The sequence below is a fragment of the Stenotrophomonas muris genome, from assembly GCF_052751275.1.
This window is the reverse complement of the sequence record NZ_CP199879.1, coordinates 250,867-272,432: the sequence shown is the minus strand read 5'-3', so window position 1 is coordinate 272,432 and position 21,566 is coordinate 250,867. Positions and strand designations below refer to the sequence as shown.

Annotated in this window: 17 protein-coding genes; 7 read left to right on the top strand and 10 right to left on the bottom strand. The window is 67.2% G+C overall.

Translation table 11 applies throughout. The features are described from left to right. Nucleotides 1-357: 357 nt before the first annotated feature. The 3 genes from ACUVWL_RS01125 to ACUVWL_RS01115 all read right to left on the bottom strand — a co-directional run bounded on the left by ACUVWL_RS01125 (nt 358) and on the right by ACUVWL_RS01115 (nt 3,561). Nucleotides 358-2,076: a thiamine pyrophosphate-dependent enzyme gene (locus ACUVWL_RS01125; RefSeq protein ID WP_014648186.1), complete on the bottom strand. Its 1,719-nt coding sequence runs from the start codon at nt 2,074-2,076 to the stop codon at nt 358-360. A 108-nt stretch (nt 2,077-2,184) separates the two neighbouring features. After that, nucleotides 2,185-3,042, bottom strand: a complete 858-nt coding sequence (locus ACUVWL_RS01120) for an SH3 domain-containing protein (protein WP_445978758.1) — start codon at nt 3,040-3,042, stop codon at nt 2,185-2,187. A gap of 36 nt (nt 3,043-3,078) precedes the next feature. Then, nucleotides 3,079-3,561, bottom strand: a complete 483-nt coding sequence (locus tag ACUVWL_RS01115) for a DUF3574 domain-containing protein (protein WP_126411289.1) — start codon at nt 3,559-3,561, stop codon at nt 3,079-3,081. A 214-nt stretch (nt 3,562-3,775) separates the two neighbouring features. Between ACUVWL_RS01115 and ACUVWL_RS01110 the strand changes: the two genes are divergently transcribed. From ACUVWL_RS01110 to otsA, 4 genes are all read left to right on the top strand, one after another. Beyond that, complete coding sequence (locus tag ACUVWL_RS01110; RefSeq protein ID WP_180835131.1) at nt 3,776-6,211, top strand: TonB-dependent receptor plug domain-containing protein; 2,436 nt, start codon at nt 3,776-3,778, stop codon at nt 6,209-6,211. Between the two features lie 151 nt (nt 6,212-6,362). After that, nucleotides 6,363-7,121 carry a trehalose-phosphatase gene (gene otsB / locus ACUVWL_RS01105; protein ID WP_014648189.1) on the top strand — a complete coding sequence of 253 codons (759 nt, stop codon included), beginning with the start codon at nt 6,363-6,365 and terminating at the stop codon, nt 7,119-7,121. Between the two features lie 41 nt (nt 7,122-7,162). Then, nucleotides 7,163-8,944, top strand: coding sequence for a glycoside hydrolase family 15 protein (locus tag ACUVWL_RS01100; RefSeq protein ID WP_032960733.1), 1,782 nt, complete (start codon nt 7,163-7,165; stop codon nt 8,942-8,944). Continuing rightward, nucleotides 8,941-10,305 carry an alpha,alpha-trehalose-phosphate synthase (UDP-forming) gene (gene otsA / locus ACUVWL_RS01095; protein WP_014648191.1) on the top strand — a complete coding sequence of 455 codons (1,365 nt, stop codon included), beginning with the start codon at nt 8,941-8,943 and terminating at the stop codon, nt 10,303-10,305. The genes ACUVWL_RS01100 and otsA overlap by 4 nt, the downstream gene beginning before the upstream one ends. A 69-nt stretch (nt 10,306-10,374) precedes the next feature. On the opposite strand, the gene ACUVWL_RS01090 is transcribed toward otsA, so the two are convergent. From ACUVWL_RS01090 to rluD, 4 genes are read right to left on the bottom strand one after another with little or no spacing between them, the layout of a single operon-like run. After that, on the bottom strand, nt 10,375-10,812 hold the full coding sequence (locus tag ACUVWL_RS01090; protein WP_241887054.1) for a thiol-disulfide oxidoreductase DCC family protein: 438 nt from the start codon (nt 10,810-10,812) through the stop codon (nt 10,375-10,377). Continuing rightward, on the bottom strand, nt 10,787-11,293 hold the full coding sequence (locus tag ACUVWL_RS01085) for a DUF4166 domain-containing protein (protein ID WP_445978757.1): 507 nt from the start codon (nt 11,291-11,293) through the stop codon (nt 10,787-10,789). Before ACUVWL_RS01085 ends, ACUVWL_RS01090 begins: the two co-directional genes overlap by 26 nt. A 20-nt stretch (nt 11,294-11,313) precedes the next feature. Next, complete coding sequence (gene pgeF / locus ACUVWL_RS01080; protein ID WP_241887056.1) at nt 11,314-12,084, bottom strand: peptidoglycan editing factor PgeF; 771 nt, start codon at nt 12,082-12,084, stop codon at nt 11,314-11,316. After that, nucleotides 12,084-13,073 carry a 23S rRNA pseudouridine(1911/1915/1917) synthase RluD gene (rluD, locus tag ACUVWL_RS01075; protein ID WP_014038257.1) on the bottom strand — a complete coding sequence of 330 codons (990 nt, stop codon included), beginning with the start codon at nt 13,071-13,073 and terminating at the stop codon, nt 12,084-12,086. Before rluD ends, pgeF begins: the two co-directional genes overlap by 1 nt. Nucleotides 13,074-13,186: 113 nt before the next feature. On the opposite strand from rluD, the gene ACUVWL_RS01070 reads away from it, so the two are divergent. Continuing rightward, nucleotides 13,187-14,074 (top strand): outer membrane protein assembly factor BamD, encoded by an 888-nt coding sequence (locus ACUVWL_RS01070; protein WP_032960726.1) that lies wholly within the window; start codon nt 13,187-13,189, stop codon nt 14,072-14,074. Nucleotides 14,075-14,273: 199 nt separating this feature from the next. Next, nucleotides 14,274-15,476 (top strand): lipase family protein, encoded by a 1,203-nt coding sequence (locus tag ACUVWL_RS01065; protein WP_329890350.1) that lies wholly within the window; start codon nt 14,274-14,276, stop codon nt 15,474-15,476. 142 nt (nt 15,477-15,618) lie between these two features. On the opposite strand, the gene ACUVWL_RS01060 is transcribed toward ACUVWL_RS01065, so the two are convergent. The 3 genes from ACUVWL_RS01060 to sucC all read right to left on the bottom strand — a co-directional run bounded on the left by ACUVWL_RS01060 (nt 15,619) and on the right by sucC (nt 19,500). Continuing rightward, nucleotides 15,619-17,253 carry an NAD+ synthase gene (locus tag ACUVWL_RS01060; RefSeq protein ID WP_445978756.1) on the bottom strand — a complete coding sequence of 545 codons (1,635 nt, stop codon included), beginning with the start codon at nt 17,251-17,253 and terminating at the stop codon, nt 15,619-15,621. 181 nt (nt 17,254-17,434) lie between these two features. Beyond that, nucleotides 17,435-18,310: a succinate--CoA ligase subunit alpha gene (gene sucD, locus ACUVWL_RS01055; RefSeq protein ID WP_005410793.1), complete on the bottom strand. Its 876-nt coding sequence runs from the start codon at nt 18,308-18,310 to the stop codon at nt 17,435-17,437. A gap of 20 nt (nt 18,311-18,330) precedes the next feature. Continuing rightward, nucleotides 18,331-19,500 carry an ADP-forming succinate--CoA ligase subunit beta gene (gene sucC / locus ACUVWL_RS01050; protein ID WP_004154430.1) on the bottom strand — a complete coding sequence of 390 codons (1,170 nt, stop codon included), beginning with the start codon at nt 19,498-19,500 and terminating at the stop codon, nt 18,331-18,333. A 405-nt stretch (nt 19,501-19,905) separates the two neighbouring features. Between sucC and ACUVWL_RS01045 the strand changes: the two genes are divergently transcribed. Then, nucleotides 19,906-21,519, top strand: a complete 1,614-nt coding sequence (locus ACUVWL_RS01045) for a sensor histidine kinase (RefSeq protein WP_049440369.1) — start codon at nt 19,906-19,908, stop codon at nt 21,517-21,519. The last annotated feature ends 47 nt before the right edge of the window (nt 21,520-21,566 follow it).

Sequence of the window (21,566 nt, the reverse complement as noted above, 5' to 3'; positions counted from 1 at the left end):
CTCGATGGCGCCATCCATGGCGCCAACGGTCCTGCGCAGCCCACCCGACCGACCCCTGACAGTTTCCTGCGCGCGGCAGCCACGGAAGAAGATCAAAAGATCCAAAGCCAAGGCAGGCTCTCGCTGCAGTGCCGAGCCCATGCTCGCCCGCTGTACGCGAAGGCTCTGAGCCGAGCATGGCTCGGCTCTACAGAAGATTATTTCGATCATTCGTTCGTTCATCCACGCATGGCGTGGATCTACCGTGTCGACCAAGGTCGACACCTACCACACGGATGGCCGCCGTTGCTTCTGAGTGGCCGGCCAGCGGCCGGCACTACCGCGGGTGCAGGGCGCAGCCCTGCATCGACCAACCCTCTACTTCTTCAGGAAGTTGTCCACCAGCAGATGCTTCACGTCGTCGAAGCGGCCGTTCAACACTGCCTTGGCCGCGTACAACGCCGTACCGGCCACCTGCTTGGCCTCGATCTGCGGCGGCATCACCAGCTCCGCGCGGCTGGTATGCACGTCCAGCAGCGCCGGGCCGCGCTGGGACAGCAAATCCAGCACCGCCTCTTCCAGATCCTCGCTGCGGGTCACCGTGCGGCCGTGGAAGCCGATGACCTCGGCCAGGCGGCCGAAGTCCGGGTTCTTCAGGTCGGTGTAGTTGTCCAGCAGGCCCTCCACCTTCTGCTCCAGCTCGACGAAGTTCAGCGAACCATTGTTGAACACCACCACCTTGATCGGCAGGTTCTCCTGCACTGCCGTGAGCAGGTCACCCAGCAGCATCGCCAGGCCACCATCACCGGACAGCGAGATCACCTGCCGGCCGGGGAAGGCCTTCTGCAGGCCCAGCGCCTGCGGCATCGCGTTGGCCATCGTGCCGTGCAGCAGGCTGGTCAGCGTGCGGCGGCGGCCGTTGACGCGGATATGGCGCAGCACCCACACCATCGGCGAACCCCCGTCGGCGGTGAACAGCGCATCGTCGCTGGCATGCCTCGACAGCAATGCCGTCAGATGCTGCGGGTGGATCAATTCACCCTCGCCCGGCTGTTCTTCCTGTTCGCGCTTCTTCAGCGCCTTGTCGCGACGCCCGATGCACTCGTCCAGGAAACTGCTGTCCTCGCGCGGCGGCAGCATCGGCAGCAGCGCGTCCAGCGTCGGTGCGATGTCACCGACCACGCCAAGGCTCACCGGGTGGCGGCGGCCGAGGTGACTGCCATCGCGGTCGACCTGGATGATCGTGGCCTTGTCCGGGTAGAACTGGCCCCAGGCGAAATCGGCGCCGAGCAGCAGCAGCGTGTCGCACTCCATCAGCGTGTGGAAGCCGGATTCGATGCCGAAGATGCCGGTCATGCCCATGTTGTACGGGTTGTCCGGCTCGACGAAATCCTTGGCGCGCGAGGTATGCGCGATGGGCGCCTGCAGGCGCCGGGCCAGCTCCAGCAGCTGCGCGTGCGCGCCTTGGCAACCGGCACCGGCATAGATGCCGATGCGCTTGCCCTGCCCCAGCAGTTCGGTGATGCGCTGCAGCTCGGCATCGGACGGGCGCAGCACCGGCTGGGTGTAGTGCACCGAGAACGGCACATCGTGCTTCACCTCGGCCTGGCTGATGTCGGCCGGCAGGATCACCACCGCCACGCCACGGCGGCTGATCGCGGCCTGGCAGGCCAGGGCCACGACGCGCCGCGCCTGCTCCGGGCTGTGCACCTGCTCGCAGAACACCGAACAACTGGCATACACCGCCTTGAAGTCCACTTCCTGCGGAAATTCCATGCCCAGCTCACTGGTCACCACCTGGCTGGCGATCAGTACCATCGGTGCACGGTTGCGATTGCTCTCGAAGACGCCGTTGATGAAGTGCAGGCCACCGGGACCACAAGAACCCGCACAGGCGGTCAACTCGCCGCTCACCAGCGAATCGGCGCCGGCAGCGAAGGCGGCCACTTCTTCGTGGCGTACATGTACCCAGTCGATTTCACTGCGGTGCAGGGCATCGGTGACGTGATTCAAGGTATCGCCAACGATGCCGTAACAGCGGCGGACGCCCGCCTGCTGCAGGGTATCGACAACGATCTCGGCAACGCGCTTGCTCATCGGATACATCCTCGAGGGGAGAGCATCCGAGGCTAGACCCGAAGAAGTGATGCCTCCGTGGGCAAGGCGCACATCACCTCGATAGGCAAACTACCGGCGGAGATCGAGTCAATCGTTGACGTTGATCCAGCCCTCCACCGCGCCCTGCTTCGGGTTGCGGTAGCGCAGCTTCACCCAGCCATCCTGTTCATCCAGCATCTCCACGCGGTCTCCCTGCACCAGGTAACGCCTGGTGCTGGATGCGCCGGGTCGATCGAACAGGAACAGCCGCGCGGGTACCACGGTGGCCTGCTGGCCACGCAACGGTCCATCCGGCGGTGCACCCAGGCCATCGGCGATGGCACTTTCCAGCACCCGGCCGGCGGCATCATAGGTGCGCCAGACGGCAAGCGGGCCCTGCTCGCCGGTCTGTTCCCACTGCAGCGCGGCGTTCAACGTATCGCCCAGCATCAGCACGCTCTCGGCGCGGTACAGATAGAGCTTCGCGCCTGCAAACCGGTACTGGTCGGTGTACCACATCGGGCCGCTGCGGCAGCTGCTGGTCAGCGTGCGGCTCGGACGGTCGACCGTCAGCCCCATCAGGTCACCGCAACTGTCCTTGCCGTGGGTGTCGGCCTGCAGCGCGCGGAACCCGGCACTGGCCGGATCGAAGCGGTACACCGTCACCGCTTCGTTGACCATGCCCACCGAGGCGCGCGCGACCAGTTCCGGGTAGCCATCGAAATCGACATCCTCGAGCGACCATCGCGAATTGCCGTCGGCATCGGCCGCGCCCTCAAGCGTCTGGCGCTTGCCTGACGGTAACAGCTGCACCGCGATGCTGCCGTCCTGCTGGGGATCGGCGTGCGCCTGCACGTGCTCGGCCACTTGGAAGCGCAGCGTTTCGCCGTCGTCCCCACCCGCCTGCGCCGTCGGTGCCAGTACGCCTGCCAATGCCAGGCCCAGCAGGCATTCCCTGTAGTTCATCATTGCTCCCTGCAGCACCGCGGCGGCACCTTCAACTCAGAACGATACCTCGACCGGCTGCCGCGACCACAGCACCGATTGATGTTTGGTCTGCTGCTTCCACGCCAGGCGGATGGCTTCGATATCGGCACGGCGCTGCGGGGTGTCCTCGTGCAGCACCACCAGCACCTTGGTGCGCAGACGGTTGGGCGAGGCATCACCGCGGAACAGCCACTGGCCGTAGGCATCGAACACGGTCAGGCCATCCGGAAAGCGCGGGGTCACTTCCTTGTCCAGGAAGGTGCGCCACTGCGCCTCGCTGATGGTGTCGGCCTGCGGGCGGTTGCCGGCGCCCTGCTCTTCGCCTACGCCGAAGTACAGCTCGCTGCGCACCCAGCCGTGGCCGGCGGACGGACGCGCGGCATCGCCCTTCAGTTCGGCGGTGGTGGCCGTGGCATAGGCGCTGGGCGCCTGCGAAGAGAGGCTGGCGCAGCCACTGGTGGCCAGCAGCACGGCGAAGACGAGGCCAAAGTGTTTCATCGGTACAGCTCCGGGGAAGGGGGACAGGGCAAGCCGGCAGCGTACAGCGCCACTGGCCCGGCGTGCTGATGCCAACCGGGCATCAGCTCATGCCGGACCGGCAGGGACTTGCATCGGCACCGGCCATCACGCGAAGATAATATATCGCTTCATCCGGATGGATGTAAGTGAAACTATCTCCCCCTTCCCCGTCGTCGTTGTTGCTGGAGCCCCCATGTCCGCCCGCCTGCCCGCGTCGCCGCTCGGCCTCGCCATCGCCCTCGTGCTTTCCTCCGCTGCCGTCCCGGTCCTGGCCCAGGACGCCACCAACCTGGACACCGTGATCGTCACCGGCACCCGCGCCGCCGATCGCACCGTGCTCGAATCCACCTCGCCGGTGGATGTGCTCACCGCCGAGGACATCCGCAAGGCCGGCGTGGTCAACGGTGAACTGGGCAGCGCGCTGCAGGCGCTGCTGCCGTCGTTCAACTTCCCGCGCCAATCCAACTCCGGTGGCGCCGACCACGTGCGCGCCGCACAGTTGCGTGGCCTGTCCCCCGACCAGGTGCTGGTGCTGGTCAACGGCAAGCGCCGCCACCACACCGCGCTGGTCAACACCGACAGCAAGATCGGCAAGGGCACCACCCCGGTCGATTTCAATGCGATCCCGGTCAGCGCGATCAAGCGCATTGAAGTGCTGCGCGACGGTGCCGGTGCGCTTTACGGCTCGGACGCCGTGGCCGGCGTGATCAACGTGATCCTCGACAACGGCGGCGACGGTGGCGAGATCGAGGCCAGCTACGGTGCCAACCACACCGACCTCAAGCCGATCGGCCGCACCCTCACCGACGGCCAGACCGGCAACGTCAGCGCCAAGGTCGGTACTTCGCTGGGCGAGGACGGCGGCTTCCTGCGCGTCGGCCTGGAATACAAGCACCGCAACGGCACCAACCGCGCCGGCTTCGACCAGATTCCGCCGTGGGACCAGACGCCGGACAACCTGGCGCTGCAGGGCAAGCGCAACTATGTGCTGGGCGATGGCAAGAGCAAGGACATCAACCTGTGGCTGAACACCGAGATTCCGGTGGGCCAGACCTCGACGTTCTACGCGTTCGGCACCTTCAACCAGCGCGATACCGAAGGCGCCAACTACTTCCGCTATCCCGATGGCGATGCCAACTGGAAGCAGGTCTATCCGAACGGCTACCGACCGATCTCCGAAGGCGAGAACCGCGACGTACAGGCCGTGGCCGGCGTGCGCGGCCAGTGGGGCGAATGGAGCTACGACAGCAGCCTGGATTACGGCCAGAACGACTTCACCTACCGCCTGCGTGATTCGCTCAACGCATCGCTGGGCCCGACCAGCCCGACCCGCTTCAAGACCGCCGACTACGAGTACGCGCAGACCGTGGGCAACCTCGATCTGAGCCGCGTGTTCACCCAGAGCGACAGCATCAGCCACACGCTGGGCCTGGGCGTGGAAGCGCGCCATGAGCGCTACCAGACCCGCCCCGGCGACCCGGCCAGCTATGCGGCGGGCCCGTACACCGACCGCCCGACCGGCTCGCAGGCCGGTGGCGGCCTGACCCCACAGGACGCCGCCACCCTGTCGCGCGACGTGGCCAGCGCCTATGCCAGCCTGTCCAGCCAGTTCGGCGAGAAGTTCTCCACCGACCTGGCCGCGCGCTACGAGCACAACGACGACTTTGGCGGCGAACTGACCGGCAAGCTCGGCCTGCGCTACGAATTCACCCCGGCGTTCGCACTGCGCGGTGCCATCTCCAACAATTTCCGCGCTCCGTCGCTGGCGCAGATCGGCTACGAATCCACCTCCACCGGCTACAACGCCGGCGGCCAGCTGGTGCAGGGCCGGCTGCTGTCGGTCAACAATCCGATCGCGCGTGGCCTGGGTGCGCAGAACCTGAAGCCGGAGAAGTCGATCAACACCTCGCTGGGCTTCACCAGCCGCATCGGCGAGCATTTCGACCTGTCGCTGGACTTCTTCCAGATCGATATCGACGACCGCATCGCGCTGTCGGAGAGCATCACCGGCGATGCGCTGACCGATTACGTGGCCGCCAGCTACGGCGTCAGTGGCCTGCAGAGCGCCAGCTTCTTCGTCAATGCCGCCGATACCCGCACCCGTGGCGCCGAGCTGGTAAGCAACTGGCGGCAGTCGCTGGGCGATGGCCAGCTGCTGCTGACCGGCACCTACGCCTACACCAAGACCACGCTGAAGAATGTGCTGGCCACGCCGGCGCAGCTGCGCGCGCTGAACCCGGACTACGTACTGTTCGGCATCGAGGAGACCAACACCCTGACCGATGCCACCCCGCGCACGCGTGGCAGCTTCTCGGCCGCCTGGAGCAACGACCACTGGTCGCTGAGCACCCGCGTGAACCGTTACGGCAGCGCCACCCGGGTGTTCAACTTCGGTGATGGCTACATCCCGCGCCAGACCTACCAGGCCGAATGGCAGCTGGATGCCGAAGTCGAGTACCGCATTACCCCGCAATGGAGCGTGGCCATCGGCGGCCAGAACCTGACCGACAACTACCCGGATCGATCCAACAGCGATATCCACTACTTCGGCAACCTGCCGTACGACGTGCTGTCGCCGATCGGCAGCAACGGCGCGTACTACTACGGCCGCGTCCGCTATACGTTCTGATCGCATTGGGTGGGTGCGGACCGTTGGTCCGCGCTGTTTGGGCTGGATGCAGGCTGACCTGCCGTGCCGACCAACGGTCGGCACCCACCGAAGCTGATCCGCAGCCTGCCCTCGACCCCACGTACACGCCCAGGCTGGCAGGCTGGTCGTCATGGCTGAACCGCTCCCCCTGCGTCCGCCACCGCCATTGCTGGACGACGCCTGTGCGTTGTTCCTCGATGTCGATGGCACCCTCATCGAATTCGCTGCACGACCGGATGCCGTGCAGCTCCTGCCGGATGTGCGCGAAGCCATCGGCCGCATCAGTGACCGCCTGGAAGGCGCCGTGGCACTGGTCAGTGGCCGACCGCTTGAACAGCTGGACCAGCTGTTCGCTCCCCTCCAGCTGCCTGCCGCCGGCCTGCATGGGCACGAACTGCGCGGCGAGGATGGTCGTGTGCTGCGCGACGAACACGACGACGACACCGCCGAGTGGCTGCACGCGCTGCACCAGCAGGCGATGCGCTTTGCCCACGGCCATCCCGGCGTGCTGGTGGAAGACAAGGGCGTCGGCCTGGCCCTGCATTGGCGCGGTGCGCCGCACGCGGCAAGTGATGTGCGCGCCTTCGCCGATCGCCACGTGCGGGGCCGCGCCAGCTACCGCCTGCAACCCGGCGACCATGTGGTCGAGTTCGTGCCCGTCGGCACCGACAAGGGCCGTGCCGTGCGCCGGATGATGCAGTACCTGCCCTTCCGCGGCCGCCTGCCGGTGTTTCTCGGTGACGACCTCACCGATGAATTCGGCTTCGATGCCGCCAACAGCCAGCATGGCTGGAGCGTGCTGGTGGGTGAACGTGAACCCAGCGCGGCGGTGTTCGCGCTGCCCGACATACGCAGCGTGCACGCCTGGCTGCGTGAGAATGCCTATTGACCCGGCCAACCCCCACGGCCGCAACCGAGATGTACCGCGTGATGACCCAACCCGATCTTGATCTGGGCGTGGTCGGCAACGGCAGCTTCGGCGCCCTGGTCGACAAACGTGCCCGCGTTGTCTGGAGCTGCCTGCCCACCTTCGACGGCGACCCTACCTTCTGTGCGCTGCTCGGCCCCAACCAGCAGACCGGTGGCGACTTCGCCATCGAGCTGGAAGACTTCGCCAGCAGCGAGCAGGAATACCTCACCAACACGGCGATCCTGCGCACGGTGCTCCGCGACGCGCACGGCGGCGAACTGGAAATCCTGGATTTCGCCCCCCGCTGGCGGCAGAACGACCGCTTCTACCGGCCGGTCAGCCTGATCCGCCAGGTGCGTCCGCTGGCTGGCAGCCCGCGCATCACCGTGCGTGCGCGCCCGCTGGCCGACTGGGGCGCACGCGTGCCAGAGTCGACCTGGGGCAGCAACCATGTGCGCTGGATCCTGCCGGAGCACGTGCTGCGGCTGACCACCGATGTGCCGGTGCGCTTCGTGCGCGATGGCCTGCCGTTCGTGCTCAACCATCCCATCCACCTGATCCTGGGCGTGGATGAGTCACTCAACCGGTCGATCAGCGGCTACGTGCAGGAAGCGTTCCAGCGCACCCGCGACTACTGGCGCGAATGGGTGCGCTACCTGTCCATTCCACTGGAGTGGCAGGACGCGGTCATCCGCAGTGCGATCACGTTGAAGCTGTGCCAGTACGAGGACAGCGGCGCGATCATCGCGGCGATGACCACTTCCATTCCAGAAGCACCCGGCAGCGTGCGCAACTGGGACTACCGCTACTGCTGGCTGCGTGACGCAGCTTTCGTGGTGCGGGCGCTGAACCGTCTCGGCGCAACGCGCACGATGGAACAGTTCCTCGGCTACATCTTCAACCTGGCCACCACCGACGGCACGCTGCAGCCGCTGTATGGCATCGGCTTTGAAGCCAAGCTGGACGAAGACGAAGTGCCCAGCCTGTCCGGCTACCGCGGCATGGGCCCGGTGCGCCGTGGCAACCTGGCCTGGGTGCAGCGCCAGCACGATGTCTACGGCAGCGTGGTGTTGGCCTCCACGCAGCTGTTCTTCGACCGCCGCCTGCAGGATCCCGGCGACGCGCACACCTTCGCCCGCCTCGAACCGCTGGGCGAACAGGCCTTCGCCCTGCATGACGTACCCGATGCGGGCCTGTGGGAGTTCCGTGGCCGCACCGAAGTGCACACCTACACCAGCGCGATGTGCTGGGCCGCCTGCGACCGCCTGTGCAAGATCGCCGTGCGCCTGAAGCGCGATGACCGCGCTCACTACTGGCGCGAGCGCGCCGACACCATCCATGCGCGCATCATGGCCGAGTCCTGGAATGAGGAACTGGGCCACTTCACCGATACCTTCGGCGGCCATCGCCTGGACGCCTCGCTCCTGCTGCTGGCCGACATCGGCTTCATCGATGCGATGGACGCCCGCTTCATCGCCACCGTCGATGCGATCGGCCGCGACCTCAAGCATGGCAATTCGCTGTACCGCTATGTCGCGCCAGATGACTTCGGTGAGCCGGAAACCAGCTTCACCATCTGCACGTTCTGGTACATCGATGCGCTGGCGGCGATCGGGCGCATGGACGAGGCGCGCGAGATGTTCGAGCTGCTGCTGAAGCAGCGCAACCACCTGGGCCTGCTGTCGGAGGATCTGGCCTTCGACAGCGGCGAGGCCTGGGGCAATTTCCCGCAGACCTATTCGCACGTCGGCCTGATCACTGCCGCGATGCGCCTGTCGCGGTCCTGGCAGGAGGCATCGTGAGTCGTCTGGTGGTGGTTTCAAATCGCGTGGCCGTACCCGGCGAGAACCGCGCCGGCGGCCTGGCGGTCGGCCTGCTGGCCGCCCTGAAGGAACGCGGCGGCCTGTGGTTCGGCTGGAGCGGCAAGACGGTAAAGGACGGCAGCGGCACGCTGCACCGGCAGAAAGACGGTGACATCGACTACGTCACCATGGACCTGAGCAAGCGCGAGGTGGACGGTTACTACAACGGCTTTGCCAACCGCACGCTGTGGCCGCTGCTGCACTTCCGCCTGGATCTGGTCGACTACGACCGTGCCACCCGCGAGACCTACCACAAGGTCAACGCACTGTTCGCCGACAAGCTCGCGCCCTTGCTGCGCGAGGATGACATCGTCTGGATCCACGACTATCACCTGATCCCGCTTGGCGCACTGCTGCGCGAGCGTGGCATCGGCTGCCGCATCGGCTTCTTCCTGCACATCCCGATGCCCTCGGCCGACCTGCTGCAGGCGATGCCCGACCACCTGCGGCTGTTCTCCGCGCTCTACGCGTATGACCTGGTGGGCTTCCAGACCCAGCGCGATGCCGATCGCTTCCAGACCTACCTGCGCCTGTTCGGCGGCGGTCGGGTACTCGCCAACGGCGAGCTGGAGGCACCGGGCGGGCGTCGTTTCCGCGCGGCGGCGTTCCCGATCGGCATCGACACCGAGCTGATCGCGCGCCAGGCCGGTACCGCCGCCACCAAGGCCGCCGTAAAGAACCTGCGCGCGAGCCTGCGTGATCGCCAACTGGCGATCGGCGTTGATCGCCTGGATTATTCCAAGGGCCTGCCCGAGCGCTTCCTCGGCTTCGAACGGTACCTTGAGCGCCATCCCGACCAGCGCGGGTCGCTGACCTACCTGCAGATCGCCCCCGTCTCGCGCGGTGATGTCACCGAGTACCGGCAGCTGCGCAGCCAGCTGGAGCAGATCGCCGGCCACATCAACGGTGGCCACGCCGAGCCGGACTGGACGCCGCTGCGCTACGTCAACCAGAACTTCACCCATGCCACCCTCACCGGTTTCTACCGTGCAGCGGCGGTGGGGCTGGTCACGCCGCTGCGTGATGGCATGAACCTGGTGGCCAAGGAATACGTGGCCTCGCAGGACCCGGAGGACCCGGGCGTGCTGGTGCTGTCGCTGCTGGCCGGCGCCGCCGACGAACTCAAGCAGGCACTGCTGGTGAACCCGCACGACCTGGATGGCGTTGCCGACGCCATCGCCACCGCGGCGACGATGTCGCTGCGCAAGCGCAAGGAGCGCTGGCACGCCATGATGGAGCACCTGCGCACCTACGACATCAACCACTGGCGGCGCAGCTACCTGGACGCACTGGAAGGCTGAGAAAAAAGGGGACGGAGGGGATTAAGTCGTTTGTGCACAAACGACTTAATCCCCTCCGTCCCCTTTTCTTCAATCCAGGAACCGCGCTGCCTGCTCCGGTGCGGGCAGATGACAGGCATCATGCCGCCCGAACCAGCGGTAGCGGTTGCGCGCCAGCGCGCGATACGCGGCATCACGCCAGCCGCGCGGCACCATCCGCAGCACGCCGGTCAGGCGCCAGACGCCGTCCAGCCCGGCCAGTACACGCAGGATGGCATCGGTATCGGTCCAGGCGCCCTGCGCGTCCAGCAGCAGGAACGACATCGGGTCCTGCGGGTCCAGCCCGTGCGCGCGCAACATCGCGCTGCCCTGCTGCCCCTGCATCGCCGCAAAACGGTAGCGCCCCTTGCGGTCGAAACGCAGCAGGAAGCGCACCCAGCGGTTGCACAGGGCGCACACGCCGTCGAACACGATCACCGCGCTGCCAGTCCCGGCGGCGCCGTCACTGTGGTTCGAGCCAGCCTTCATAGCGGATCAGGGCTCCGGCCCAGGGCAGCGTCACATCGACTAGGAAAGTGTAACGCTCGCCGCGCCAGGCTTCACGGCAGCGCACACCGCCGAACCAACGCGTCGGCAGCGGCAGCAACCCGAACGCCCAGACCCGCCGCACCGACCAGTCGATACCACCCTCGCGGGCCTGCAACGCGAACTCGAAGCGCACCGCGCCCAGCTGCTCGCGCAGAATCCCTTCGTGCGCCCACAGCCGCGACACCATCGGCCAGCGGCCGAACCGTCGCGCCCACTGCTCACCCTGCCCGCGTGCACTGAACGCCACTTCGGTGGGCAGCGCGTCGCCGTCCTTCGGCAGCCGCGCCAACGCGGCCAGCAGCGGCACCAGCCAGTGCCGCCCTCGCACGATGCGCGCCTGCCCCACGTAGCGGCAGGGCAACGGCGCGGCATGCAGCGCCTGCACCGGCGCTGCCAGGGTGGCGAAGGCCGGCCCCAGCACGCGCGCGAACAGCGGCGTGGTCAGGGCGCGATCCAGGCCAGGGTCGCCATGCGCCCGGTACGACGGTCGCGCCGGTGCGAATACAGGTCAGGATCGGCCATGGTCGACACCGTGCCGCCATACACCTGCGCCGGGTCCATCCCCGCCGCCTGCAACCGCTGCCGCGCCAGCGCGAACAGGTCCACTTTCCAGTGGCCTGCGCGGGTGGCCACGAACGCCGCCCCGGCGGCCGGATCATGGCCGACGAAGGCGTGGTAGACCTCTTCGCCGATCTCGTAGTCGACCGGCCCGGCAGCCGGGCCCAGCCAAGCCCGCAGCTGCGCCGGCGGCGTCTGCAGGGCGGCCACCGTGGCCTCCAGCATGCCGTCAGCCAGCCCACGCCAGCCGGCATGGGCCGCACCCACCTCGCTGCCATCGGCCGCGGCAAACACCACCGGCAGGCAGTCGGCGGTCAGGATCGCCAGCACCACGCCCGGCACCGAAGTCACCGCGGCGTCGGCCACCGGTTCGCTGGCGCCAGCCACCGGTGGCGCGGTGAAGCGCAGCACGGTGCTGCTGTGCACCTGGCGCAGCCAGTGCGGTGCCGAGGGCAGTGCCAGCCCCTCCTGCAGCAGCTGGCGGTTGTGCTCCACGTTGGCCGGGGTATCACCATCGGCCGCGTGCCGGTTGCCGAGGTTGAACTGCGCGAACGGCGCCGGCGAGATGCCCGCGCCATGCCGACGCGTGGTCAGCGCATGGACGCCTGCCGGCGCCGGCCAGTCCGCCTGCAGCAACGGCAGCGCGGCGGCCATCACCAGCGATCCCGCTCGCGGGCGGCGAAGGCTTCGCTGTCTTCGCGCAGCACCTTCATCAGGTGCAGCATGTCCTCCGGCACCGGCGCGGTATTGCGCACCGGCTCACCAGTGATCGGATGCATGAACTCCAGGGTCTCGGCGTGCAAGGCTTGGCGCTTGAAGCCGCGCAGCGCGGCCACCAGCTCGTCGCTGGCACCCTTGGGCAGCTTCAGCGCACCGCCGTACAGCGGGTCGCCGATGATCGGATGGCGCACGTGTGCCATGTGCACGCGGATCTGGTGGGTACGGCCGGTTTCCAGACGGCACTCCAGCGCGGTGTGCGCACGGAAGCGCTCGCGCAGGCGGTAGTGGGTCACCGCTTCCTTGCCGTCTTCGCGCACCGCCATCTTCAGCCGGTCGCGCGGGTGGCGGTCGATCGGGGCATCGGCGGTACCGCCTGCCACCAGCGCGCCCATCACGATGGCCAGATACTGGCGGTGCACGTCACGGGCCGCCAGTTGCTCGACCAATGCAGTCTGGGCTTCCAGGGTCTTGGCCACCACCATCACGCCGCTGGTGTCCTTGTCCAGGCGGTGCACGATGCCCGCGCGCGGCAGCACCGCCACCGACGGGTCGCGGAACAGCAGCGCGTTGACCAGGGTGCCGCTGTGGTTGCCGGCGCCGGGGTGGACCACCAGGCCGACCGGCTTGTTGATCACCAGCACATGCTCGTCCTCGAACAGCACGTCCAGCGGGATGTCCTCCGGCTGGGCGTCGGTCTGGGTTTCCAGCACCACATGGAGGGTCACCACCTCGCCGCCGCGCAGCGGATCGCGCGGGCGCACCTGGGCGCCGTCCAGCAGGACGTCACCGGACTTGATCCACTCGGTCAGGCGCGAACGCGAATATTCGGGGAACAGTTCGGCCACGACGGCATCGAAACGACGGCCGGCGGCGGTGTCGGGGACGATGGCCTGGCGGGCCGATTCAGAGGGTTGTTCAGACATGGCAGGGGGCATTCTTTGAAATTTTGGGGTCCCGGCGGCCGGTTTCAGTCGCTGGACAGGACACTAGGCTATCATCGACCCTTCGTATTCCAGCCGCGTCCCGCCTCGACCCCATGATCCGACGCTCCGCCATGCTCTCCGCGCCCGTCCGCCTCACCGCCCTGCTGCTGGTGCTGGTCATCGCCGCAACCGGCTGCCACCGCGGCGCCAAGAAGGGTGATCGCCCCGACGAAGGCGTGCCGGTCGAACAGCTGTACGAGAAAAGCCACAAGCTGATGCAGGGCGGCAACTGGAGCGGCGCCGAAGCCAGCTTCCGCCGCCTGGTGGCCCAGTATCCGTACGGCCCGTACACCGAGCAGGCGATGATCGAAACCGCCTACGCCCAGTACAAGGCCGGCAAGCACGATGACGCGGTGTCCAGCATCGACCGTTTCATCCGCACCTACCCGACGCACCGCAACATTGCGTACCTGTACTACCTGCGCGGCCTGGCCAATTCCAACCGCAGTACGGTTTTCCTGCGCCGCGTATGGTCGCTGGATGCCAGCCGCCGCGACCTGTCCACGCCGCACCAGGCGTACTCGGACTTCAACATCGTGGTTGATCGTTACCCGAACAGCCGCTACGCCGCCGATGCGCGCCAGCGCATGCTGGAGCTGCGTGACGTGTTCGCCCAGCACGAGCTGGACAACGCCCTGTACTACATGCGCCGCGGCGCCTGGGTCTCGGCCGTGGGCCGCGCCAACTACCTGCTGGAAACCTACCCGCAGAGCGCCTTCCAGTACGACGCCGTGGCCGTGCTGGCCGATTCCTACACCCACCTGGGCAACAAGACTCTGGCCGACGACGCCCGCCGCGTCCTGCAGCTGAACCAGCCGGACCATCCGTGGCTGGAAGGCAAGTGGCCGAAGTACCCGTGGATGATCCGCAAGCTGAACCCGTTCGCCGGCGAGAAGTCCGCCAGCACCGGCCAGCGCAACGCGCGACTGGAAAAGAAATAAGAGAGGGCCCCGAAAGGGGCCCTTCTTCTTTGTGGAGTCGAGCCACGCTCGACTGCTTTCCTCATCCGCCTCCCCGCGCCGGGGCCGGCACCTAGGAATGCTACGAATCCAGCGCGGATGCGACGCCGGTCGCAGCCCGCCTGGGCGAGGCGCTCCACACTGCGGCGCAACGGCCACACCGGCCATCACGGAGCGTCCCATGGCCCCACTGCGCTGCAGTTTCCGTCCCCTGTCCTGCCTCATCGCCACCGCCCTGCTGGCGCTATCCCCGCGCCCCCTGGCCGCTGCACCGGCCGCGCCGGGCGATCTGCTGTCTGCCGCCCCCTATCGCGCGTCATGGGTGCCGTCGAAGGCCGCGCAGGCCTACAAGCTGCACTACCGCACCCCGGACCACCGCGGCCAGCTGGCCGAAGGCACCGGCCTGCTGTACCTGCCCGCCGGCGCGGCGCCTGCGGGCGGGTGGCCGGTGGTGTCCTGGGCACATGGCACTCAGGGCATTGCGGATCGCTGTGCGCCCTCGGTCTCCGGCCCCACCCATGCCGAACGCGACGGACGCTTCCTGGACGTGTTCCTGGCCCAGGGCTATGCCGTCGCCGCCGCCGACTACCAGGGCCTGGGCAGCCCAGGCAATCATGCCTACCTGCACGTGCGTACCGCGGCGCGCAACGCCATCGACATGGTCAAGGCCAGCCGCCAGTACCTGGGGACGGCAACATTGTCGCCGCGCTGGGTCTCGGTCGGATATTCGCAGGGGGGCGCGGCCGCATTGACAGCAGGCCATCTGGCCGCCTCCCATGGCGGCCCATCCCTGCAGTACCGCGGCAGTTTCACCGCCGGAACGCCCACCGCAGTCGAACTGACCGCGCTGGTGATGAATCCCGGCAACCGCACCGCCAATCCTGGCGCACCCAACGCATATCACGCGTATCTGCTCGACGGCCTGCTGCAGGCCGCGCCTCAGATCGACCGCGTCCTCAGCGACGCAGGCCGTGCCCGTGTGGCAGTGGCCCGCGAGCAGTGCCTGAGCGAACTGACCGCCACGCTGGACGGCGCCGATACCGGCAGCATGTTTACTGCACCACTGACCAGCGTGCCGGGCATCTGGGCGGTGCTGTACGACTATCTGGGCGTACCGCGCCGCGGCTTCAGCCAGCCGCTGATGCTGGCCCATGGCAGCGAGGACCGCGACGTGCCCTATCTGACCACCCTGCTGTACGCCGCAGGCCTGGCCGTGCGAGGCGAGCCGGTCGCGTTCCGGCGCTACCCGGTCGATCATCGCGGCACGCTGGATGCGGCGGCGGCGGATGCCCTGGCGTTCGTGCGTGCACGACTGGAGGGCGACCACTTCAACGACGCTGCGGAGATCGCAGGCCTCGAACAACGGCTCGACGAAGCCCGGTAGATCCACGCCATGCCGGATACGCGATCCAGGAAGTTGCCGGCCAGCGGCCGGCACTACCGAATGCAGTAGATCCACGCCATGCGTGGATACGCGCTATAGGGCGTTGCCGGCCAGCGGCCGGCACTACCTGCCAACCGCTGCCTCAGCCCTTGTAGCCGTTGCTGATCGGGTAACGACGCTCGCGGCCAAAGGCGCGGCGCGAGACCTTCGGCCCCGGCGCGGCCTGGTGCCGCTTCCACTCGCTGATGCGCACCAGGCGCAGCACGCGGTCAACCACGGCCGCGTCGTAACCGGCGGCCACGATCTCCGTTCGCGACTGTTCCTGATCGATGTAGCGGTACAGGATGCCGTCCAGCACGTCATAGGCCGGCAACGAATCCTGGTCCAGCTGGTTCTCGCGCAGCTCGGCCGACGGCGGGCGGCTGATCACCGCCGGCGGGATCACCGGTGCGCCGCCCACGGTATTGCGCCACTTGGACAGGCCGAACACTTCGGTCTTGTACAGGTCCTTCAGCGGCGCATAGCCACCGCACATGTCGCCGTAGATGGTGGCGTAGCCGACCGCGTACTCGCTCTTGTTGCCGGTGGTCAGCAGCAAGCCGCCGAACTTGTTGGCCAGCGCCATCAGGATCACCCCGCGGCTGCGCGACTGCAGGTTCTCTTCGGTCACGTCCGGCGCGGTGCCCTCGAACATCGGCGCCAACGCTTCCATCAGGCCCTTGAACGCCGGCTCGATCGACACCGCCTCCAGCTTCACGCCCAGCGCCTGGCACTGCTCGGCCGCCAGGTCGTTGGACAGGGCCGCGGTGTAGCGCGACGGCAGGCGCACGGCGGTTACGTTCTCCGCGCCCATCGCGTCGACCGCCATGGCCAGCACGATCGCCGAGTCGATGCCGCCGGACAGGCCCAGCCACACTTTCTTGAAGCCGTTCTTGCGGCAGTAGTCCTGGATGCCACGGGTCACCGCGCGCCAGGCCAGCGCGTCCATGCTCTCGTCGCCGTCGTCCATCCACACGTGCGGCATGAAGCGGCGGCTGGCGCCGTCGTACTCCACCACCAGCCACTGGTCGACGAAGGCAGCAGCGGCCGGGTGCACCGTGCCATCACCGTCGGCCACCACCGAGGCGCCATCGAACACCAGCGCGTCCTGGCCGCCAACCACGTTGAGATAGGCGATCGCCGCCCCGCTCTCGCGGGTACGTGCAGCCAGCACGGCGTCGCGCTGGGCATGCTTGCCACGCTCGTACGGCGAAGCATTCGGCACCACCACCAGCTGCGCACCGGCGCGCATGGTGTCGGCCAGCGGCTCGGCAAACCACAGGTCCTCGCAGATCAGCAGGCCAACCGGAATACCGTTGACCTCGAACACGCAGCTGCCGCCATCCGGATCGACATCGAAGTAGCGGCGCTCGTCGAACACGGCGTAGTTGGGCAGCTCACGCTTGCGGTAGGTCTGCTCGACCAGGCCGTCACGCAGCACGCTGGCGGCGTTGTAGACCACCGCGCCAGCCGCCTGCGGCCAGCCGACCACGGCGGTGATGCCGCGGCAGGCGGCAGCGATGCGGGCCATCGCCTGCTCGCACTCGTACAGGAAGCCCGGGCGCAGCAGCAGGTCTTCCGGCGGGTAGCCGCTCACCGCCAGCTCGGGGAACATCACCAGCTCGGCGCCGTACTCGTCGCGCGCCTGGCCGATCATCTCGATGATGCGCTCGGTGTTGCCGGCGACATCGCCGACCGGGAAGTCGAACTGCGCCATCGCGATGCGGATCGAAGCCATGGGATTCCAGCCTGTGGTTGCAATGCCGCCATTGTAACGCCGGGGTCAGATCCGTTTTGCGCAGCAAAAGGGATCTGGCCCCACACCAGACACAGAAAGGCCGCCCGGAGGCGGCCTTTCTGTGTTCAAGCGGCCGGCCAGCGGCCGGCTCTACAGCATCGTCTGCCGGAGGCAGTCGATCTTATTTCACCAGCTTGGCGATGGCAGCGCCCAGATCGCCCGGCGAGCGGACGGTGACAACACCGGCAGCTTCCATGGCGGCGAACTTGCCTTCGGCAGTGCCCTTGCCGCCCGAGGCGATCGCGCCCGCGTGGCCCATGCGCTTGCCGGCCGGAGCCGACGCACCGGCGATGAAACCGACGACCGGCTTCTTCACGTGGTTCTTGATGTACTCGGCGCCGGCTTCTTCAGCGTCACCGCCGATCTCGCCAACCATGATGATGCCTTCGGTCTGCGGGTCTTCGTTGAACAGCTTCAGGCAGTCGACGAAGTTCAGGCCGTTGATCGGGTCACCACCGATGCCGATGCAGGTGGACTGGCCCAGGCCGACTTCGGTGGTCTGCTTGACCGCTTCATAGGTCAGGGTGCCCGAACGCGACACGATGCCGATCTTGCCCGGCTGGTGGATGTGGCCCGGCATGATGCCGATCTTGCACTCACCCGGGGTGATGACGCCCGGGCAGTTCGGCCCGATCAGCACGGTGTCCGGATGCGAACGGGTCAGCACGTTCTTGACGCGCAGCATGTCCAGCACCGGGATGCCTTCGGTGATGCAGACGATGACCTTGATGCCGGCAGCTGCGGCTTCCAGGATCGCGTCGGCCGCGTACGGCGGCGGCACGTAGATGACCGAAGCGTTGGCGCCGGTGCTCTGCACTGCATCGGCAACGGTGTTGAAGACCGGCAGATCGATGTGGGTGGTGCCACCCTTGCCCGGGGTCACGCCGCCAACAACCTGGGTGCCGTACTCGATCATCTGAGTGGCGTGGAAGGTGCCCTGCTGGCCGGTGAAGCCCTGCACGATCACCTTGGTGTTCTTGTTAATCAAAACAGACATGGGAATTCCTTGGTGTCGAATCAGGCAGCGTTCTTGACAGCTTCAACGATCTTCTTGGCGCCATCGTTGATGTTGTCAGCCGGGATGATGGCCATGCCGCTGTCGCGCAGCAGCTGCTTGCCTTCTTCCACGTTGGTGCCTTCCAGGCGCACCACGACCGGAACCTTGACGCCCACTTCCTTCACGGCGGCGATGATGCCTTCGGCAATCATGTCGCAGCGGACGATGCCGCCGAAGATGTTGACGAAGATGCCTTCGACCTTGTCCGAGGACAGGATCAGCTTGAACGCTTCGATGACGCGCTGCTTGTTGGCACCGCCGCCCACGTCCAGGAAGTTCGCCGGCTCGCCGCCGTTGAGCTTGATGACGTCCATGGTGGCCATGGCCAGGCCGGCGCCGTTCACCATGCAGCCGATGTTGCCGTCCATGGTGACGTAGTTGATGTCCAGCTCCGAAGCGATCACTTCGGTCGGATCTTCCTGGGTCTTGTCGCGCATGGCGACCAGGGCCTTCTGGCGGAACGCGGCGTTGTCGTCGCTGTCGAACTTGCCGTCCAGCGCGTACAGGTTGCCGTCGTCCAGGATGGCCAGCGGGTTGATTTCAACCAGGGCCAGGTCCTTTTCGTTGAACAGGCGGTACAGGTTCACCATGATGCTGGCGAACTGGCCGGCCTGCTTGGCGGTCAGGCCCAGCTTGAAGCCGAAATCACGGCCGTGGTAACCCTGCACGCCTTCGACGAAGTCGACGTTCAGCGAGTGGATCAGCTCCGGGGTTTCAGCAGCGACCTGCTCGATTTCCACGCCGCCTTCCGAAGAGGCGATGTAGGTGATGGTCTTGGTGCCACGGTCGACCAGCACCGACAGGTACAGTTCCTTGACGATCTCGCCGGCGGTGGTCACCAGCACCAGGTTGACCGGCAGTTCAACGCCTGCGGTCTGGTAGGTGGCCATCTTGGTGCCGAGCATCTTGGCCGCAGCGGCCTTCACGTCGTCGGTGGTCTTGCAGAACTTGACGCCGCCAGCCTTGCCGCGGCCGCCAGCGTGGATCTGCGCCTTGACCATCCAGGGGCCCTGGCCCAGGGAGTTGGCAGCGGCAACCGCTTCGTCCGGGGTCGCAGCGACCTTGCCGGCCGGGACCGGGATGCCGTACTCGGCAAGCAGTTGTTTTGACTGGTATTCGTGGAAATTCATGCGTCACCGTGGGAATAGGAACGACCGCACGCAATTCCTCAGGGCCCCGGCGGGGCGCCGGCATGGACCGCGGCGGGCCCACTATTGTGGCCGAGCCGGCGCCGGGGCGCAAAGAAGTCTGTACAAAACGCCAGACGCGGCCAGATTTCCGCCGTCATTCAGGCAGTTGCGCCCGGCGGCCCACTGGCCACCGGTATCCATCCCGGGCCAAATGCGCGATCCGGGCGGCTCCGGCGGCGCCCTGCCTGGGGCCCTATACTGGTCAGCCAGGGTGTGTCGCGTCGGGGTTGCTCGACCGCTTCCACCGCAGGCCACATCGAAGCGACGTGCCCGCCCGGCCTCAGGGGACGCCGGGCAGGCCTGCCGCAGATTCCAGACCCAGGCAGCCAGAAGGGGAGTTCCGGCGTGTCACCCAGTGCTTCATTGATCGACCGCATCGAATCGATTCCGCGGCGTGAGCTGTATTTCTTCGCGCTGTACCGGGTGCTGATCGCCTCGGTCATCGCCGCCCTGCTCTACAGCCCGCTGTCGGCCATGGTCGGCGAAGCCCACCATCCGCGGCTGGCCGACACCGTCGCCGCCATCTACCTGGTGCTGTCCCTGCTGGCCCTGGTGATCGGCCGCAACGAACGCTGGCTGCGCCCGATCGTGGTCAGTGGCGTGCTGGTGGACATCGTCGCCGCCACCCTGCTGTCGCATGCCCTGCCCGGTGCCAGCGCCGGCATCTCGATGTCGCTGCTGTTCAACATCGCCGCCGCCGCCACCCTGCTCCCGCTCAGCCTGGGGCTGGGCCTGGCGCTGGCCGCCAGCCTCGCCACCGGCGTGGAGTACACCTGGAAGCTGCTGGAAGGCGGCGATCCCACCCGCACCCTGGCCGAACTGGCCATGTTCGCCACCAGCTACCTGGCGCTGGCCTTCATCAGTTACCAGGTCGGCAGCCGCGCGCGCCGCAACCAGCAGCTGGCCAACCAGCGCGGCGATGAAGTGGCCAACCTGTTCCAGATCAACGAGCTGATCATCCGCCGCATGCGTACCGGCGTGCTGGTGGTCGACGCCGACAACCGCGTCACCCTGGCCAACGAGGCCGCCGCGATGCTGCTCGGTGACAACGACGGCAGCGGCGAAAGCGGCCGCCTGGACCTGGCCAGCGCCGCCCCGGAACTCGCCCGTCGCCTGCAGCGCTGGCGCAATGGCTGGGCGCAGGACGAACTACCGCTGCAGCTCAACCCCGACCAGCCCGAAGTGCAGCCGCGCTTTGCCCGCCTGCTGGCCGGCAGCGACCTGGCCCTGGTGTTCCTGGACGACTCCAGCGTGGTCTCGCGCCGCGCCGAATCGCTCACCCTGTCGGCGATGGGCCGCTTCTCGGCCAGCCTCGCCCACGAGATCCGCAACCCATTGGCCGCGATCAACTACGCGGTGCAGCTGCTGGAAGAAGGCACCGGCTTCAACGAAAGCGACCGCCGCCTGCTGCAGATCATCCGCCAGCAGTGCCAGCGCACCAACGGCATCGTCGAAAGCGTGCTGGGCCTGGCCCGGCGCGAGCGCGCCACGCCGGAGAACGTCGACCTGGCCGCCTTCGTGCGCCGCTTCGTGCTGGAGTACAAGCAGGGCCAGACGCTGGAGACCGACAGCATCGAGCCGATCATCAACGACACCTCGGTGCTGGCCCAGGTCGACACCAAGCACCTCTACCAGGTGCTGACCGTGCTGGTGCACAACGCGCTCAAGTACGGGCGCATCGGCCAGCAGCCGGCGCGGGTGCGCCTGCGCGTGGCGCAGCACGAGCGCAGTGCGGTCATCGACGTGATGGACCGTGGCCCCGGTATTCCCGAGAGCGTGGCCGCACAGTTGTTCCGGCCGTTCTTCACCACGTCCGAGCATGGCACCGGGCTGGGCCTGTATATCGCCCGCGAGCTGTGCCGGGCCAACCAGGCGCGGCTGGACTACATCCCGGTTCCCGCTGGAGGCTCCTGCTTCCGCCTGGTGCTGCCCGGCCCGCATACGCTGTTGCCCACCTGATCTCGATTCTGTGCGTCAAACATTTGTCGCTTCCAGCCCCCTCGTTT

Excerpts from the sequence above, each read along its gene's own strand:
- ACUVWL_RS01125 (WP_014648186.1), bottom strand. The coding sequence starts at position 2,076 with ATGAGCAAGCGCGTTGCCGAGATCGTTGTCGATACCCTGCAGCAGGCG.
- ACUVWL_RS01120 (WP_445978758.1), bottom strand. The coding sequence starts at position 3,042 with ATGAACTACAGGGAATGCCTGCTGGGCCTGGCATTGGCAGGCGTACTG.
- ACUVWL_RS01115 (WP_126411289.1), bottom strand. The coding sequence starts at position 3,561 with ATGAAACACTTTGGCCTCGTCTTCGCCGTGCTGCTGGCCACCAGTGGC.
- ACUVWL_RS01110 (WP_180835131.1), top strand. The coding sequence starts at position 3,776 with ATGTCCGCCCGCCTGCCCGCGTCGCCGCTCGGCCTCGCCATCGCCCTC.
- otsB (WP_014648189.1), top strand. The coding sequence starts at position 6,363 with ATGGCTGAACCGCTCCCCCTGCGTCCGCCACCGCCATTGCTGGACGAC.
- ACUVWL_RS01100 (WP_032960733.1), top strand. The coding sequence starts at position 7,163 with ATGACCCAACCCGATCTTGATCTGGGCGTGGTCGGCAACGGCAGCTTC.
- ACUVWL_RS01090 (WP_241887054.1), bottom strand. The coding sequence starts at position 10,812 with ATGAAGGCTGGCTCGAACCACAGTGACGGCGCCGCCGGGACTGGCAGC.
- pgeF (WP_241887056.1), bottom strand. The coding sequence starts at position 12,084 with ATGGCCGCCGCGCTGCCGTTGCTGCAGGCGGACTGGCCGGCGCCGGCA.
- rluD (WP_014038257.1), bottom strand. The coding sequence starts at position 13,073 with ATGTCTGAACAACCCTCTGAATCGGCCCGCCAGGCCATCGTCCCCGAC.
- ACUVWL_RS01070 (WP_032960726.1), top strand. The coding sequence starts at position 13,187 with ATGATCCGACGCTCCGCCATGCTCTCCGCGCCCGTCCGCCTCACCGCC.
- ACUVWL_RS01065 (WP_329890350.1), top strand. The coding sequence starts at position 14,274 with ATGGCCCCACTGCGCTGCAGTTTCCGTCCCCTGTCCTGCCTCATCGCC.
- ACUVWL_RS01060 (WP_445978756.1), bottom strand. The coding sequence starts at position 17,253 with ATGGCTTCGATCCGCATCGCGATGGCGCAGTTCGACTTCCCGGTCGGC.
- sucD (WP_005410793.1), bottom strand. The coding sequence starts at position 18,310 with ATGTCTGTTTTGATTAACAAGAACACCAAGGTGATCGTGCAGGGCTTC.
- sucC (WP_004154430.1), bottom strand. The coding sequence starts at position 19,500 with ATGAATTTCCACGAATACCAGTCAAAACAACTGCTTGCCGAGTACGGC.